Raw genomic sequence first — 15,859 nt, forward strand, 5'->3', positions numbered from 1 at the left:
TGTGCATAGCAACAAAACAGAACTTTCACCTATTGCACAACGCTTTAAAGATTTTATTATTGAGAGCAGCCAATTAAAAAACAAGAAATATAATTAATGTTTACACCCCTTATCTTTACATCTAACGACCAAGCTACGAAGCGTAGCGTAGTTTGCGTCCGAACGAGCGTCTTGTTAGGCTAACTGCTTATTTAGCATCGCTTTTTAACGCTGTAATTTCTGACCTTAAATCACTTAATTGTTCGTTTGTTTTTTTAGTTTCTGCAATTAATTCGCTTAATTTATCTTTTGTTCCAAAAATCGCAAATGGTAGCAAAAACCATAGAATAGCAAGAACAAATAAAAAAAGAACAACTACTACAACTACTCCATCCGATATTTCACCCATTACATTTTTCTTTTTAGAATTGAAATTTAATTAACAACTAATTAATACTGCTTTCACCAAATTAGCCTAACGCCGTTGATAACCGAGAATTTACAGCCTTACTAACCCATGAATGCAGGATCAAAGTTTGGATCTTCAGTATCAAACCCATAGTCCTTACAAAGTCTTACCATTCTGTCCCGTCGCTCACTACTAAGATTGTAACTATTGTAACTCTGGTAAACAATTATTTTAGCAATTTCTATTATTATATCTTTCTTTGAATACAATCTACCATAAATATACAGCGGGAAATCCTTATCGGGAAATTCAGCTGCCTCAAAAATATTAAACGCACCTCCAGTATCACTATTTGCAAGCAACTCCCCTCGACCTTGAAGAAAACGAAATTGCGGGTTTTCATAGCTTGGAGTGACGCCACGAATAGGGGCATTCTGAGACATTACATTAGCAATCTTTTTTGCAATCAAGGGAATACTCATAGAACTCTTAAGAGCAACAATGCCGGAAAGCGCAGGATTCCATTTATCAATCTGATTCTTATTAACACCATACCAAAGAAGGAATAATCTCTTATTACTCTCAATGTGTTGACGATGTAATACATCCAATTCGTGTTTTGTCCAAGACTTAGACATATACTTGGAGGAAAGTATGATCAAACCACATTTTGAAGCAAATAAGCCAGCATGAATCGAATCTAAAAGCCTGTCACCTACTTCAAGAGTTACAGGTGCAAACCATACCTTGAGCCCAAGAGATTTCAGAGAATCTACTACTTTCTTTGTATATGCCTCATCTTCTGTGGCATATGAAATAAAGACATCGTATGGTTTTTCTATCATAATTATTAACTCGCCAACCTTGCTATTTTTTACATACTTACGATACCAACAATAATTATAACTCTAAAGTAACACTTAAATGCAAACGCTATTGCACAGGTAGGCTTATTATACAGCTGAGAACATCATGGTCAAAATGTCATTTAAAAATTAAGTTGGACTAACTAAATACAACTGTTTTATTATTACAAGTTAGCACACGGTCTTCAAGATGGTATTGCAGCCCTTTAGCAAGCGTAACTTTTTCAATATCTTGCCCCATTTTTTGCATTTCTTGCACGCTATCACTGTGGCTAACTCTAAGCACATCTTGCTCAATAATTGGACCTTCGTCTAATTCGCTAGTAACATAATGACAGGTTGCGCCAATCAGTTTGACACCGCGCTGCGCTGCACGCTTATAGGGGTTACTACCTGCAAATGATGGCAGGAAAGAATGATGGATATTAATAATCTTGCCGCTATATTTGTCACACATTGCCTTTGGGATAATTTGCATATAACGCGCAAGTACGATCACATCGGGCTGAAAGGCATCAACTGCACTCATCATTGTCGCCATATCGATTTCTTTGGTGTTTTTATGAATAGCAACTTTTTTAAAATCTACATCGTACCAACTGGCAAGTTTTTTGAGTTTATCATGGTTAGACAAAACACCAATAATTTGAGCTTCCATTTCTGACTCATGCCCACGGTGCAACAAATCTGCCACACAATGTGATGACTTTGAGCCCATGATCAACACGCGTTTAAGTTTGCTAGCATCATTCATCTGCCAATTCATTTGGTACTTTTGAGCCAATTGTGCAAACTCTTGCTGGAATTCAGTAAATGAACAAGCAAGATTTGATTCAATCTCAATGCGCATAAAAAAATGCTTATTCTGTTCATTAAGATGATGATGCGCCTCTTTAATATTGCCATTACGCTCAAAAATAAATTGACTCACTTTGGCGACCAAACCATGTGCATCAGGGCAAGAAATGAGTAAGCGATAAATATTCATATCCAATACCTAAGTGCGGTATTCCGCATTAATTTTAATATACTCATAAGATAAATCCGTAGTCCAAACGCTCTCTTGCGTGTCGTTATTACCGATTTCAATAGTAACCACAATATTGTCCTTTGCCATCTGGGCACTACCTGCTGCTTCGGTGTAGCGCTCATCTAATTCACCACGACTAACAATACAAACCTCGCCGAGGTAAATATTAACCTCATCGGCTTTTAAATGTGTGATGTTTGAGCGCCCCACTGCCGCCAAAATTCGACCCCAATTGGCATCAGCGGCAAACAAGGCTGTTTTAACCAATGGTGAATGCGCCACCGTGTAAGCCACTTCCAAACAGTCTTCATGACTCGCACCGCCTTTAACGCAAATTTCAACAAACTTAGTTGCACCTTCGCCATCTTTGATAATTTTATGTGCTAAAACCTGTGTTACTTCATTGAGCGCTTGTTGAAATTCGTGTGTGCACTCACTCAACTCAACCTTTGATGCGCCGGTCGCACTGAGTGAGCAAGCATCATTGGTTGAGGTGTCGCCATCAACGGTAATACGATTAAACGATTGATTGGTCGCTGTTGTTAGGCAATCTTGCAACTCAGATTGAGTGGCTTTAACATCGGTAAAAATAAAACTTAACATGGTTGCCATGTTTGGACGAATCATACCTGAACCCTTAGCAATACCACTAATCGCTACTGTTTTTCCATTAACTCTAAATTGTTTTGAGACGGTTTTTTCAACCAAATCAGTCGTAAGGATTGCTTGTGCCACTTGAGATAAATGATCACTTGCCAATCTCGTTGAAAGTTTGGCAATATTATCTTTAAAACACTGCATTGGTAGGGGCTGCCCAATCACGCCAGTAGAAAATGGCAACACTTGTTCAGTGTCAATATCTAATGATTGCGCTACCATCTCACACACTTGATAAGCATTATCCAGCCCTTTATTGCTACCAGCAACACCTGTACCCGCATTAGCGTTGCCACTATTAATGACCAAAGCACGCACATGATTATTAAGATGGTTTTTTGCTACCACCACAGGCGCAGCGCAAAAAACATTTTGGGTAAATACTGCCGCTGTTGTGGTTTCAGGCACAAAAGAGACAATAGACAAATCCAATTTCTCAGCATCTTCAATCTTTGAATTTGCACTTGAATTTTGTGCGTGCTTAATGCCAGCATTAATAGCCGCACAGCTGACACCTTTAATATTTAATAATGAATTTTTCATTGCCAATCTAATTTTACCTCCAGTAGTCAAGAGTATTTTACTGTAAAAAAATATTATTTTAGACGAGACCTTTAAGGTAAGGAGATATAAACATTAATTACAAAATCACCTTGGCACTGCAAATAATCCTAGAAAATTGAGTATCCCAAATGGCTATTTCCTACAATATGCTAAAAATCATGGGACAGATGAAACATCTATAGATTGAATTTCAACTACTATTAAGAATGAATAATCTAGTGTAAAAATTTTGGCAATCGTAAGTTTGAAGTATCTGTAATTATGAATGTTTTGTTAATTATGGTACACTCAATATAAGTTTCCTAAAAAATATCAATTAATTTTGATATTTTTTATAAACTTTTTCTAATTTTATCTTTCTCGTATTGTAATAAATCCTGATTATTTTCTGATATTTTAATAACTTTTTCAATAACAGCATCTTCGCTTAATTCTTGATTTATTCCACCTTTCAACTTGTTAATTGCAGAAGTTGGTATTCCATATTCCGATAAAATTGTTAAATTGTCACGAATAAAATCATTTTCTATTTGATTTGCATAATAACTGTAATTCCCAGGATCCATATTATTTTTTTCACAAACATATTTTTGTAACTCATTCATGACACTTAACCACTTGGGAACTTTATATTGAAACCAGTGCCTTAGAATTTTGAAAGATTCCGTTACTGATTTTTGAAGTAATGCATCATCTGATAATTCAAATAGTGTTTTATTGTACTGATATTTTTTAAAATCTGTATCGTTTTTTTTATATTCGTCTTTGTCTTTTCTTACAGTTAAACCATTTAATATTAATTCAATTTTTTCTTTATTTTCATTTATCCAATCTCTATTAAGCTTATATTTTTGTAATTCATCATTAAATAACCAATAAACCGATTGTTTAATTCCATAAAGATTTGTAACCCTTATTAAATTCCCCAAGGTCATTGGTCTAGCAGTTTCTCCATCTTTCAATAAATATTTCCAAGCCAAAGATAAAATATAGGTTAATTGGTTATAATTAGGCAAAGTATTCCATTTAATTAAATCTATTTTTGTTTCAATATCAAGTTTTAATTGATCTAAAATTCTTTTTTGTCCATCTATTGACACTCCATTTTTTTGGAATAACCTCCTTTCTTCTGTTGGAATTTTTAGTAATTCTTTATATTCTGAAGAATCTTTAGTTGTTTGCTTTAAATCTTCATCTTTCATTCCATTAACAATTTCTTTTTTTACTGGATTTTGCTCAAAAAATGGGATATCTATAATCATTTCCTCTTCTCTTTCAGGCTCTGCATTAAAATTATAAATTTTACCAATATAATGAATCATCATTCTTCCAGAACGACCTTTTATATTTGAATAATCAAAATAATCTATATCGTTTAAGCCTTTTTTCTTATCAAAATAAATTATATTTTTAGCACTCGTATTTACTCCTTCAATAATAGTTGAGGTGCAGAATATATATTTTAATTTTTCCTCATTAAAATAATCTATCATTGATGAATTTATATGCTTTTGTAATGCCCCATCATTTATTCCTATTTCAAAATTTAAAAAATTAATTAAATTCCATTTTGGATTTATATTTTTCTCAATCCATTCTACTAATGGCAATTTTTCAATTTTTTGGATATTTTTTTCTTCTAAAAATTTTGTAAACTTATCGGCTAAAAACCTAACTCTATTTGGCGATGAACAATAAATAATTGTTTGTTCATCTTTTAAATCTAGTAATAATTCAAACAATTTATTCTCTTTAAATTCTTTAAATTTTCGAGGTTGATCAAATTCAGTTTTATTTTTTGAATAAATATCAATGGTTTTATTTTCAACAAGTGAATAATTGGTTTTGTAAAATATAGCATTGTATTTTTCTTCAAAACCTTCTGAGATTCCATCAATATTTGGCCCTAATAAATAAAATTGTGGCACTGGTGTTTGTTGTAATAATTTATAAAAAGCATTATTTAATACATCTGACCTTTCGTCGTCTCTTTTTGCACTCAATTTGTAAAATTCATCAATAACAAAAAAATCTATTTGTGGCAAATTCGGATACTCCATTACCCTCTCAGCAGTAAGCAGAAACAAATTCCCTTTTTCTTCTAATGATTGCTGTGAGGTTCTTACGATAATTCTATAGTTTTCTTTATATTTTTTTAATTTTTTTCTCGTTTCATCTAGTAGAGCGAGCGTTGGTTGGATGACAAGAATATTTTTAAATTTACTACTTGCTACAATTTCTTCAATTAAAAGACTTTTCCCAAAACTTGTTGGTGCACTCACAATAAGATTTTTTTTACTATCTAATATTTTCTTTAAATATTTTTGCTCTTCATGAAAATATTTCCCATCTAAATTTTCAGAAAAATGTGATTCTTTTCTGATTTGTCCTGCTAAATTATCAAATTTAAGTCTTTCTTTTTCTTTTTCTAAATATGGATAGAATCCTGCTGATTCAATTAAGTCAGTCCAAATTTCAATAGTCTCACTCGGAATCTTGCTCCAATTATCTAAAATATAAATAATTATTTTTCTCCCTTCTTCCTCATTATTTCTTAATAAAACTGATGTAGTTTTTGCAAAAGAAAAACTTTCATCTATTGAAATAGAACTTTGATTTGCAATTTTTGATATTATTCCTTCAGTTTCCATAAATTAAGAATTTTGTTGATTATAAAGCTTTATGTGTAGCCTCTTTACAAGTTCTTTTTTACTTGGAACAGGAAATAACATAAGAACGATATTTAAATTTGTAGATATTGGCTCTCCAGAGTCTTTATACCTTGTCTTAATTTTTTCCAAGCCCCTTTCTAGTCTTGTTTTTAAAGTACTAATTTCTGCTTTATATTCTTTTTTAAATTCATCAGCAGCTTCATCTGTACGATTGCTAAAAACATTAGATGTGTATGTGCAAAGCAATGGAATGGTTATTGAGTTAAATAATTTTTGTAAACTTTCTCCATCTCGAAGTCCATCAATTTTTTTAAACCACTCGTCTTTTTCTTTTATAAATTTTTCATATTCATCTCTTGTATTTAAATCTGTGTACTCATCCAATGAAATAAAGTTTCTTTTTTTATTTCCTATCATTACAAATTCTCCTGCAGGAGTTGTTAAGAAATCTTTTATAAAATGTTTTTCTATATCATTAAGAAGCTCATCTACACCAGTTTCTCCATTTCGGAGTAATTTTGACTCTCCTAAAAATAAGGATGTTTTTTTAGGATTAGATAATGAGTTTCCAATATGAACAGAGTCAAAACCATGAGCTGGAATTCCCGGAGAATCTTTAGCAAATATTTTTGACACTAAAGGCAATGTTTTTAAGAAATCTCTCAATAATAAATGTAGTATTAATTCGCCAAAATCGCCTCTATTTGAGTATTTCTTTTCATAAAATTCATCTTCATTTTTATATTTTAATTCCCCTGCTTTTGTTATGTGATTGTTTGAATATTTTTCTCTGTGTTTGGGGTTGTTTTTTGGATCAAATTTTTCAATTTTATACACCATGCAAGCAGCTTTTTGAATTTCTTGTATTGTGTATGTGCTTAATATGCCCTCATGAAACCCAAAAGAAAAATCAACAATAGCCGACATAATCTTCTTAACTAATGAATCATACCTATATTCACCAAAATCAAAACCTACAAAATAGGCTCTCAAATCTGCATTTGATATGTGTTCAGTTATCACACTTTCTGAGTTAAATATTGTATTTGACATAATGAGTATATTATACCTTGAAGCTTTGAAAAACCGATAGACAAGATAAGGAGATCAGATAAGGAGGCTTCAAAGGTGTAAAAATACTTAGAGAAATCATTAATTCTAGTAATAAACAAAACAAAGTTATTTCAGAATCTGGACTAAAAAATGGGTGATATAGACAGATTACAAAGCTTTTTTTAGTGTCCAGTCAAATGAGGAAACTTCATTGCGCCTCCCTTATGTCTTTCTTCATTTACAATGCCGACAAGTAGATTCGGTGATGATTGGAATACGATTGCCATTGGCTTTTTTACCGGTATACATCAACATTATTATTGAGGCTATCAAAATACTCAGAGACACGCCAATCCATAACAATGAGCTTGCTGGATGCTGAGCAAAAGTACCTATTTGATAAAAAACTGTGGCTGAAAAATACGCCAAACCAGTGGCCCACAGTGCACCAACCAATGCCCAAGTTTTTCCAATTTCACGCATCATAGCACCAAATGCAGCAACACAGGGGAAATACAACAAAATAAAGAGTAAATAAGCAAAAGCGCCAATCTTGCCATCAAAACGAGATACCATAGCACCAAATGTCTCGGTAGAGACTTCTTGCGAGCGTGCCGCTGATGCTTGTGAATGCGTATCATCAAGCACACCCAATCCTAATGGGTCTGATAAATTTTGTAATGCTTCATTAAGGTTAACAGGAATAGTCGTTAATGCCTGTATCAACCCATCTTTCAAGCTGTATTCAGATACCTTGCTCTCATTAACCCCTTCTTCTGTATCGATACTAGAATACAAGGAATCCAGCGTACCAACCACCACTTCTTTAGCGAGAATACCTGTGATAATTCCCACGGTTGCTGGCCAGTTGTCCTGTTCAATGCCCATTGGCTTAAACACTGGTGTTATTGTTTGCGCTACTTTACTTAATAATGAGTTTTTAGAATTTTGATTGCCAAAACTGCCATCAACACCAATACTATTCACCACATTGATAATCATCACTACCAGCACAATAATCTTACCTGCGCCTAGTACAAAAGCTTTCAATTTGTTCCAAGTGTTGATAATTAAATTTCTAAAAGAGGGTAATTGATAAGTCGGTAATTCCATCAAAAAATCGCTAGTATCATCGCCTTTAAACGCGCGTTTTAAAATTAAGCCTGTCAAAATAGCAAATAAAACACCTATCACATACAAAGCAAATACAATGTTTTGACCACCGACTGGAAAAAATGCAGCTGCAAATAAAGCATACACCGCAAGTCTAGCGCCACATGACATAAAAGGCGACATCAACACAGTGGTAACCCGCTCCCTATGTGTATCAAGCGTTCGTGCTGCCATAATGCCGGGCACATTACAGCCAAAGCCAACGATAAGCGGAATAAATGCTTTACCCGACAATCCAATTCTTCGCATAAACTTATCCATTACAAAAGCAGCTCTTGCCATATAACCCACTTCTTCTAATAGCGTTAAGAATAAGTAAAGCGCCGCAATAATTGGAATAAAAGTTGCCACTACTTGAATGCCACCACCCATACCATCGGCAATAATAACCACCAAAAGTTTAGGTATTCCAATCGCATTTAATACATTCGCCACACCATCAACAAAAATAACGCCTGTGGCAATATCAAAAAAGTCAATTAAAGCACCGCCAAAATTAATACTGACTAAGAATAACAAATACATAGTCATTAAGAATATTGGCACGCCTGTCAAACTACCTAATATTAATTTATCAACTTTATCTGAGAGGGTTTTTTTAAAATTAACACTATGCTGAACAACTTGATTGGCAATTTTATCAGCATAATTAAATCGACTTTCTGCCTCTAACAAACCAACTTGAGCTTCATCACCCGCATCTTGTGCGACTTTAATCTCATCATTGGGATAATCAATAACTAACTTTGTAGTAGGATTAAAGTCTTCTATTGTCTGAAATAAGGCTGAAAAATCAAGTGTTTCTTTGAGTGAGATTGGAATAACTTCGCAACCCATGGATTGTTTTAATGCATCAATATCAATTTCCATACTGCGCTTACGCACAACATCCATCATATTAAGTAACACAATAACATTAACCCCTAACTCTCTGAGTTGCGTGGTTAAATAAATCCCACGCTCTAGCGTTGAGCCGTCAACAATATTAAAATACAAATGTTCAGGATGACTAAGCACAAAGTCTCTGGCAATTTTTTCATCCATTGACGACTCTTTATTATCAATTGAATAAACGCCTGGCAAGTCAACAATTTTATAAGATTTACTTGCTAGACTAAAGTCACCTTCTTTACGCTCAACGGTAACACCTGGCCAATTGCCCGTGCGTTGTTTTGCCCCTGTCAATAAATTAAAGAGCGTTGTTTTCCCAGCATTTGGATTGCCAATTAATGCAATTTTTGCAAATGTCATACTATGGTTACCTTGATTAAATGCGCCATGGTTCTCCCTACGCTGACTCGTGCGTTGCCCAAAGCCAAAACGATATCGCCGCCACGATTTCTTAAAATAGATACCGTTAATCCAGCCTTTATACCCAAGCCTAAAAGTTTGATTTTTTTTGACTGTGACAAATCAATATGGTTTATTTTACATAGACTCCCAATTTTTTGATTTGACAATAACGCCATCACTTACACCCCCACCTTTGTTTGTTTTAACAAAATAATGCAAATGATAACCGTTATCATTTATATTGTCAAGCACAACTTTATAGAGGCCTTTGCATAAATAGGAATGATTGGCAAAATCCAATTTTTACCCAATTGGTGATTTCTTTAAACCTTGCCCTAGCAGGGCTAAGGCTGGGTTTAAAAAATCGCCAAGTGGGTGAAAAGTGGGTTTATGATGATTATTCCTATTTATGCAAAGGTCTCAAATCAACTAAAAAATCAAAAAACCGCCTATATGGTAAATAATACTCATAACAAACAACATTCATTTGTTATATTGTTGAGCGAACCTTTGGGTTATTCAAACTTCATCATGGTTTAGGCAAAACAAGATACCTTGGATTAAAGCGAAAAATTATGAATAATACGAAGGGCTTGATTTGAAAATTTGAAAAAACTAATTGGTTTTTTTAATGCTATAATTAAGTTCTTGGGGTGTATTTAGCATTATGCCAACCAAAAAAAACAAATTTATAAAAACCAATAATAGGGAAATAAATCATGTCTACAACGCCAACCTTAACAATTACAGGAGGTGGTGGGAAAAATACTGCTTCCAATACAATCACCTTTAATTTCAGTGAAGCCATTAGAAATGGATCGTTTAGCGTTGATGATATCAGAATTTCAAATGGTACCATTAATGCAGGCTCATTCACCAAAATAAGTGACACTCAATACACCATTGTAGTAACCCCAAGTCTAGGTGGACAGCATTCTAATGTTGCCATTACAGTGCTAGCAAACACTTTTGTAGATATTGTTGGTAATACCAACACTGCCATCGCTAAAAATACAACCAAGATTAGTGATTTAAAAGATCAGGTTGATATTGACGGTAGTGGCTTTGATGTTGTTTTAACGAGTTGGAATGTATCCCATGTAAGTGATGCGAGCAAAGCATTTTATAACACACCCTCTTTTAACCAATACATTGGCGATTGGAATGTTAGTAATGTGACTAATGTGTCCTGGATGTTTAAGCGCGCAACCACCTTTAACCAAGATATTGGTGATTGGGATGTTGGCAAGGTAACTGATATGTCTGGGATGTTTATTGGCGCAGATGCCTTTAACCAAGATATTGGTCGTTGGAATGTTAGCAATGTAACTAATATGTATCAGATGTTTCATCAAGCAAATGCCTTTAACCAAGATATTGGTCGTTGGAATGTTGGCAAGGTAACTAATATGTCTTTGATGTTTGCTTACATATACACCTTCAACCAAGACATTGGTCGTTGGAATGTTGGTAATGTGACTAATATGTCTTCGATGTTTGATGAAGCAAATGTCTTTAACCAAGACATTGGTCGCTGGAATGTTGGCAAGGTAACTAATATGTATTGGATGTTTGGTGGTGCAGATGCCTTTAATCAAAACATTGGCCATTGGAATGTGGGTAAGGTGACTAATATGTCTTGGATGTTTAATGATGCAAGCTCTTTCAACCAAGATATTGGTCATTGGAATGTTGGCAAGGTAACTAATATGCGTGGGATGTTTCATAGCGCAGATGCCTTTAACCAAGACATTGGTAATTGGGATACTGGCAAGGTAACCAATATGTCTTTGATGTTTTATGAAGCAGGTGCCTTCAACCAAGATATTGGTAGTTGGAATATTTCAAGTTTAACAAATGCAACAGACATGTTTTATAATAACACAATGATGAGCATTGCCAATATGGACAACACCTTACGCGGTTGGGCAAAGCTTGATACCGCCGCAGGAGAAACTGCTATTCAGAGCAATGTTATTTGGGATATCGGTATCGTAAACTACACCGATGCCACTGCCAAACAATATTTAATAGACACCTATGGTTGGACTATTAGAGGTGGCGTTTTTGATAGCAGCAAGATGATAGTGGGCAGTAATCACGCTGACGCACTTAACGCAAGTGCCACCCAAACCACACTACACGGTTTGGGTGGTAACGATACGCTGACTGGTAGTGCCACAGATGACCTCTTAATCGGTGGTGCAGGCGATGATACTTTCACCGGTGCAGGTGGCAGAGATATCTTTGATTATGGTTTTAAAAACGCAGGCAATGATATTATTAATGACTTTACTGTAGGAAACATAAAGACAAATGCCAACGCAGATATTATTGACCTTAGAGACTTGTTGATAGGATATAACGCCACCTCCAATCTGAGTGATTTTGTCACAGCAACTGCCGAGGGCACTGGCACTAAATTGACTATTGACCATGACGGTACTGGAATATCTAATAACTCAGTAACCATTATTTTAAAGAATGTTACTTATACTACCGATTTGTTAACTAACTTGAATACCAATGGCAATTTAGCACTTGATTCCATTCAACCAACTCTGATAATTACAGGCAGTGGTGGTGCAGATACTGCCGCTAACACAATCACCTTTAATTTTAGTAAAATCATTAGGGATGGGTCGTTTACCGTCGATGATATTGACATTGAAAATGGCACCATTAATGCGGGTTCATTTACCAAAGTAAGTGCAGCTCAATATACCATTGTAGTAACTCCAAGTTTAGGTGGGCAACATTCTAATGTTGCTATTACAGTGGCTGCAAACACTTTTGCAGATATTGCTGGCAATGCCAATGCTGGCATCGTTAAAAATACAACCAAAATTAGCAACTTAAAAGCTCGAATTGATATTGACGGTAATAACTCTGATGTTGATTTAACCCGTTGGGATGTGTCTCATGTGAGCAATGCGAGCAACGCATTTGAGGGCGCAACCTCTTTTAACCAAAACATTGGTAATTGGGATGTTGGCAATGCAACTAATATGTCTTTGATGTTTTATAAAGCAGACGCCTTCAACCAAGATATTGATGGTTGGGATGTTAGCAAGGTAACCGATATGTCTGGGATGTTTCACAGTACAGATACCTTTAACCAAAGTATTGACAGTTGGAATGTTGGCGAGGTCACTAACATGTCTGGGATGTTTTATAAAGCCAATACCTTTAACCAAGCTATTGGCAGTTGGAATGTTGGTAAGGTAACTAATATGTATTTGATGTTTGGTATCGCAGATGCCTTTAACCAAGACATTGGCCGTTGGAATGTGGGTGAGGTAACTAATATGTCCAGAATGTTTGATGAAGCCAATACCTTTAACCAAGACATTGGTCGTTGGAATGTTGGTAAGGTGACTGATATGTATTTGATGTTTGGTGGCGCAGATGCCTTTAACCAAGATATTGGCCGTTGGAATGTTGGCGAGGTAGTTAATATGTCTTGGATGTTCACTTACGCAAAAACTTTTAACCAAGACATTGGTGATTGGAATGTTGGTAAGGTCACCAATATGCATTCGATGTTTAGTGGCGCAGGTGCCTTTAACCAAGATATTGGCAATTGGGATATTTCGAGTTTAACAGATGCAATAGGTATGTTTGATGATAGCAAAATGAGTATTGCCAATATGGATAACACCTTACGCGGTTGGGCAAAGCTTGATACTGCCACAGGAGAAACCGCTATTCAGAACAATGTTACTTGGGGTATCAAAAACTACACCGATGCCACTGCCAGACAATATTTAATAGACACCTATGGTTGGACTATTAAAGGTGGCGTTTTTGATGGTAGCAAGACGATACAAGGCAGTAATAACGCTGACACACTTAACACAAACACCACAAAAACCACACTACACGGTCTAGATGGTAACGATACGCTGACTGGTGGCGCTACAGATGACATCTTGATCGGTGGTGCAGGCGATGATACTTTAACCGGTGCAGGTGGCAGAGATATCTTTGATTATGGTTTTAAAAACGCAGGCAATGACATCATTAATGACTTTACTGTGGGCAACATAGGGATGAATGCCAATGCAGATATTATTGACCTTAGAGATTTGTTGATAGGATATAACGCCACCTCCAATCTGAGTGATTTTGTCACAGCAGCTGCCGAAGGTACTGGCACTAAATTGACTATTGACCATGACGGCACTGGAGTATCGGGTAACTCAGTAACCATTACTTTGGAAAATATTGCCTACACCAGTACATTGTTGGCTGAATTAATTGCGAATGGCAACTTAGCGCTTTCCCCAACATCCATAGTCTCAAATATTACCACCACTGCTGCTCTTACTACTAATAATGATAATCATTTAATCACTGATTTTACTAATTACAGAGTTGCACTAGATGGTAATGACTTTACTTGTGTTAACTTAACAGCTGGTTGGGGTTGGGGCAATGCAGGGTCTTTCTCTAATCAGGGTTTTAAAGGTAACGGTGCATTGACTTTTACAGCAGCAGCTGGTACAAGCAGTCAAGGTGTTGTAGTTGGGTTATCTCATAGCAATGTGGGTCTAGATCGTTATGATAGTGGCTATAAAAATATTGCTTATGCGATTTATCTTGATGCTGATGGCACGCTTGATATCTACGAACAAGGCAATGAAAAAGTGAGTAACTTCAGCGGAGGCTTTACAGAAAATGACCTCTTTAAAATTGAGAGAATAGGCACAGAGGTTAAATATTATAAAAATAACATGTTGATATACACATCAACAGTCGCCTCCACTGAGGCGCTAAATTTTGATTCCGCGTTTTCTGTAGAAGGACAAAAAATTAACAATGTCCAACTGTTTGGCGTTGACGGCACTGCCCCAGTTGCTAGGATGAATAGTGCAAAGGTTTTAGAAGGTGCCATCATATCTGTGGAAAGCTCAGAAGTTGGAACTGCTTACTTGATTAAGGAGGGTGAGGACATTAGCACACCTCTCAAACTTGAAATGGCAGTAAGGAAAAACACAGGAGCTAAAGTTACAATTAACACTGCCAATACCATACAAAACCTAGACACTTCAGACTTAGCGGAGGGTACTTACAAACTTTATACCATTGATAATGTAGGCAATATCTCAATTGCCGCCCATATTATGACATTTACTGTTGACGGAATTGTAAATACTACTCAGACAATCAATATTATTACTGGTAACAACTTAAACGGCACTAGTGCTAGCGAGGTATTGATTGGTGGAACAGGTGATGATACTATCAACGGCGGTGGCGGTATTGGTTATAATCTTCTTTATGGCGGTGCTGGTGATGACATTATTAACGGTGGCACAGGCGGTAATAGCATTACAGGTGGTGCAGGTGTTGATACGCTCACGGGTGGTCTAGGTCCTGGTTACCCTGGTGGTCCAGGTCGCAATATTTTTATATATAATGCTGTTACAGATAGTACGATTGCCAGCGGTGGCGATACTATTACTAACTTCCATTTTATTGGCTCTACCATAATAGATAGGTTAAAACTTAACGATGTAATGGATTTCAATACTTCGGATATTGCTACTAATTTAGCTAAATATATTCACGCCGAAGTTGATGGTGATAGCAATGTTAAGCTTTATATTAAGCACGACGGCTTAGAGTCAGGAATAGTAGATAGTTCTACCGCAGACATGCTTATTAATCTAACTGTGACTAGTGCTGCTAATGCCAATGCACTTGCTGCATTACTTAATGATAATAATCTAAACGAGTATTACTTTTAATCTTGGTTAAATGTAGCATAATCCTTCCTACACTGACTCGTGCATTACCCAAAGCCAAAACTATAAAACCCCAACGATTGCAGACAACAATCTAAATTTTCTTATTTTAAACCCGTTAAACTAACGACAGATATAGAGGATTATTATATTGACCTTAAAGACTTGTTAGTCAACCCTTAAAAACCACACAACAAATTGATTTATAACAATAAAACCAACAATAACCATAGACAAATCAACCAACTTTTGCTAAAATACCTCTTATTTCTTGGTCGTTTTGCTTAAAAAAAATGTTAACTAAATCCAGCCCAATATCCACCCAATCAAATCTTTTTCATTCAGAGCTCTTTTCTCAATTAGATGTCAAAGACCCTTTAATACAACTAGCCAACACTATTAATTGGACAGTC

General features: G+C 35.5%; 9 protein-coding genes. 1 reads left to right on the plus strand and 8 read right to left on the minus strand.

Features of this window, described 5'->3' with window-relative positions; all coding sequences use genetic code 11:
• Nucleotides 1-187: 187 nt before the first annotated feature.
• From BBROOKSOX_RS05135 to BBROOKSOX_RS05170, 8 genes are all read right to left on the minus strand, one after another.
• Nucleotides 188-388 carry a hypothetical protein gene (locus BBROOKSOX_RS05135; protein WP_139660175.1) on the minus strand — a complete coding sequence of 67 codons (201 nt, stop codon included), beginning with the start codon at nucleotides 386-388 and terminating at the stop codon, nucleotides 188-190.
• 101 nt (nucleotides 389-489) lie between these two features.
• Complete coding sequence (locus BBROOKSOX_RS05140; RefSeq protein ID WP_139660176.1) at nucleotides 490-1,233, minus strand: toll/interleukin-1 receptor domain-containing protein; 744 nt, start codon at nucleotides 1,231-1,233, stop codon at nucleotides 490-492.
• Nucleotides 1,234-1,393: 160 nt separating this feature from the next.
• Nucleotides 1,394-2,242 carry a formyltetrahydrofolate deformylase gene (purU, locus tag BBROOKSOX_RS05145; RefSeq protein WP_139660177.1) on the minus strand — a complete coding sequence of 283 codons (849 nt, stop codon included), beginning with the start codon at nucleotides 2,240-2,242 and terminating at the stop codon, nucleotides 1,394-1,396.
• 9 nt (nucleotides 2,243-2,251) lie between these two features.
• Entirely contained in the window at nucleotides 2,252-3,484 is a 1,233-nt protein-coding gene (argJ, locus tag BBROOKSOX_RS05150; protein ID WP_139660178.1) for a bifunctional glutamate N-acetyltransferase/amino-acid acetyltransferase ArgJ, read from the minus strand.
• Nucleotides 3,485-3,837: 353 nt separating this feature from the next.
• Entirely contained in the window at nucleotides 3,838-6,156 is a 2,319-nt protein-coding gene (locus BBROOKSOX_RS05155) for a DEAD/DEAH box helicase (protein ID WP_139660179.1), read from the minus strand.
• Nucleotides 6,157-6,159: 3 nt separating this feature from the next.
• The gene (locus tag BBROOKSOX_RS05160; protein ID WP_139660180.1) at nucleotides 6,160-7,230 is read right to left on the minus strand and encodes a HamA C-terminal domain-containing protein; all 1,071 of its coding nucleotides are present in this window, start codon (nucleotides 7,228-7,230) and stop codon (nucleotides 6,160-6,162) included.
• A 234-nt stretch (nucleotides 7,231-7,464) separates the two neighbouring features.
• Complete coding sequence (gene feoB, locus BBROOKSOX_RS05165; RefSeq protein ID WP_139660181.1) at nucleotides 7,465-9,654, minus strand: ferrous iron transport protein B; 2,190 nt, start codon at nucleotides 9,652-9,654, stop codon at nucleotides 7,465-7,467.
• Nucleotides 9,651-9,872 carry a FeoA family protein gene (locus BBROOKSOX_RS05170; protein ID WP_010646837.1) on the minus strand — a complete coding sequence of 74 codons (222 nt, stop codon included), beginning with the start codon at nucleotides 9,870-9,872 and terminating at the stop codon, nucleotides 9,651-9,653. The genes feoB and BBROOKSOX_RS05170 overlap by 4 nt, the downstream gene beginning before the upstream one ends.
• Nucleotides 9,873-10,415: 543 nt before the next feature.
• Between BBROOKSOX_RS05170 and BBROOKSOX_RS05175 the strand changes: the two genes are divergently transcribed.
• Nucleotides 10,416-15,449: a BspA family leucine-rich repeat surface protein gene (locus BBROOKSOX_RS05175; protein ID WP_139660182.1), complete on the plus strand. Its 5,034-nt coding sequence runs from the start codon at nucleotides 10,416-10,418 to the stop codon at nucleotides 15,447-15,449.
• Nucleotides 15,450-15,859: the final 410 nt, after the last annotated feature.

It is taken from the genome of bacterium endosymbiont of Bathymodiolus sp. 5 South (assembly GCF_900128535.1).
Lineage (GTDB): Bacteria > Pseudomonadota > Gammaproteobacteria > PS1 > Pseudothioglobaceae > Thiodubiliella.

What these genes read in the sequence shown, in the direction of transcription:
- BBROOKSOX_RS05135 (WP_139660175.1), bottom strand. Translation starts at nt 388, where the DNA reads ATGGGTGAAATATCGGATGGAGTAGTTGTAGTAGTTGTTCTTTTTTTA.
- BBROOKSOX_RS05140 (WP_139660176.1), bottom strand. Translation starts at nt 1,233, where the DNA reads ATGATAGAAAAACCATACGATGTCTTTATTTCATATGCCACAGAAGAT.
- purU (WP_139660177.1), bottom strand. Translation starts at nt 2,242, where the DNA reads ATGAATATTTATCGCTTACTCATTTCTTGCCCTGATGCACATGGTTTG.
- argJ (WP_139660178.1), bottom strand. Translation starts at nt 3,484, where the DNA reads ATGAAAAATTCATTATTAAATATTAAAGGTGTCAGCTGTGCGGCTATT.
- BBROOKSOX_RS05155 (WP_139660179.1), bottom strand. Translation starts at nt 6,156, where the DNA reads ATGGAAACTGAAGGAATAATATCAAAAATTGCAAATCAAAGTTCTATT.
- BBROOKSOX_RS05160 (WP_139660180.1), bottom strand. Translation starts at nt 7,230, where the DNA reads ATGTCAAATACAATATTTAACTCAGAAAGTGTGATAACTGAACACATA.
- feoB (WP_139660181.1), bottom strand. Translation starts at nt 9,654, where the DNA reads ATGACATTTGCAAAAATTGCATTAATTGGCAATCCAAATGCTGGGAAA.
- BBROOKSOX_RS05170 (WP_010646837.1), bottom strand. Translation starts at nt 9,872, where the DNA reads ATGGCGTTATTGTCAAATCAAAAAATTGGGAGTCTATGTAAAATAAAC.
- BBROOKSOX_RS05175 (WP_139660182.1), top strand. Translation starts at nt 10,416, where the DNA reads ATGTCTACAACGCCAACCTTAACAATTACAGGAGGTGGTGGGAAAAAT.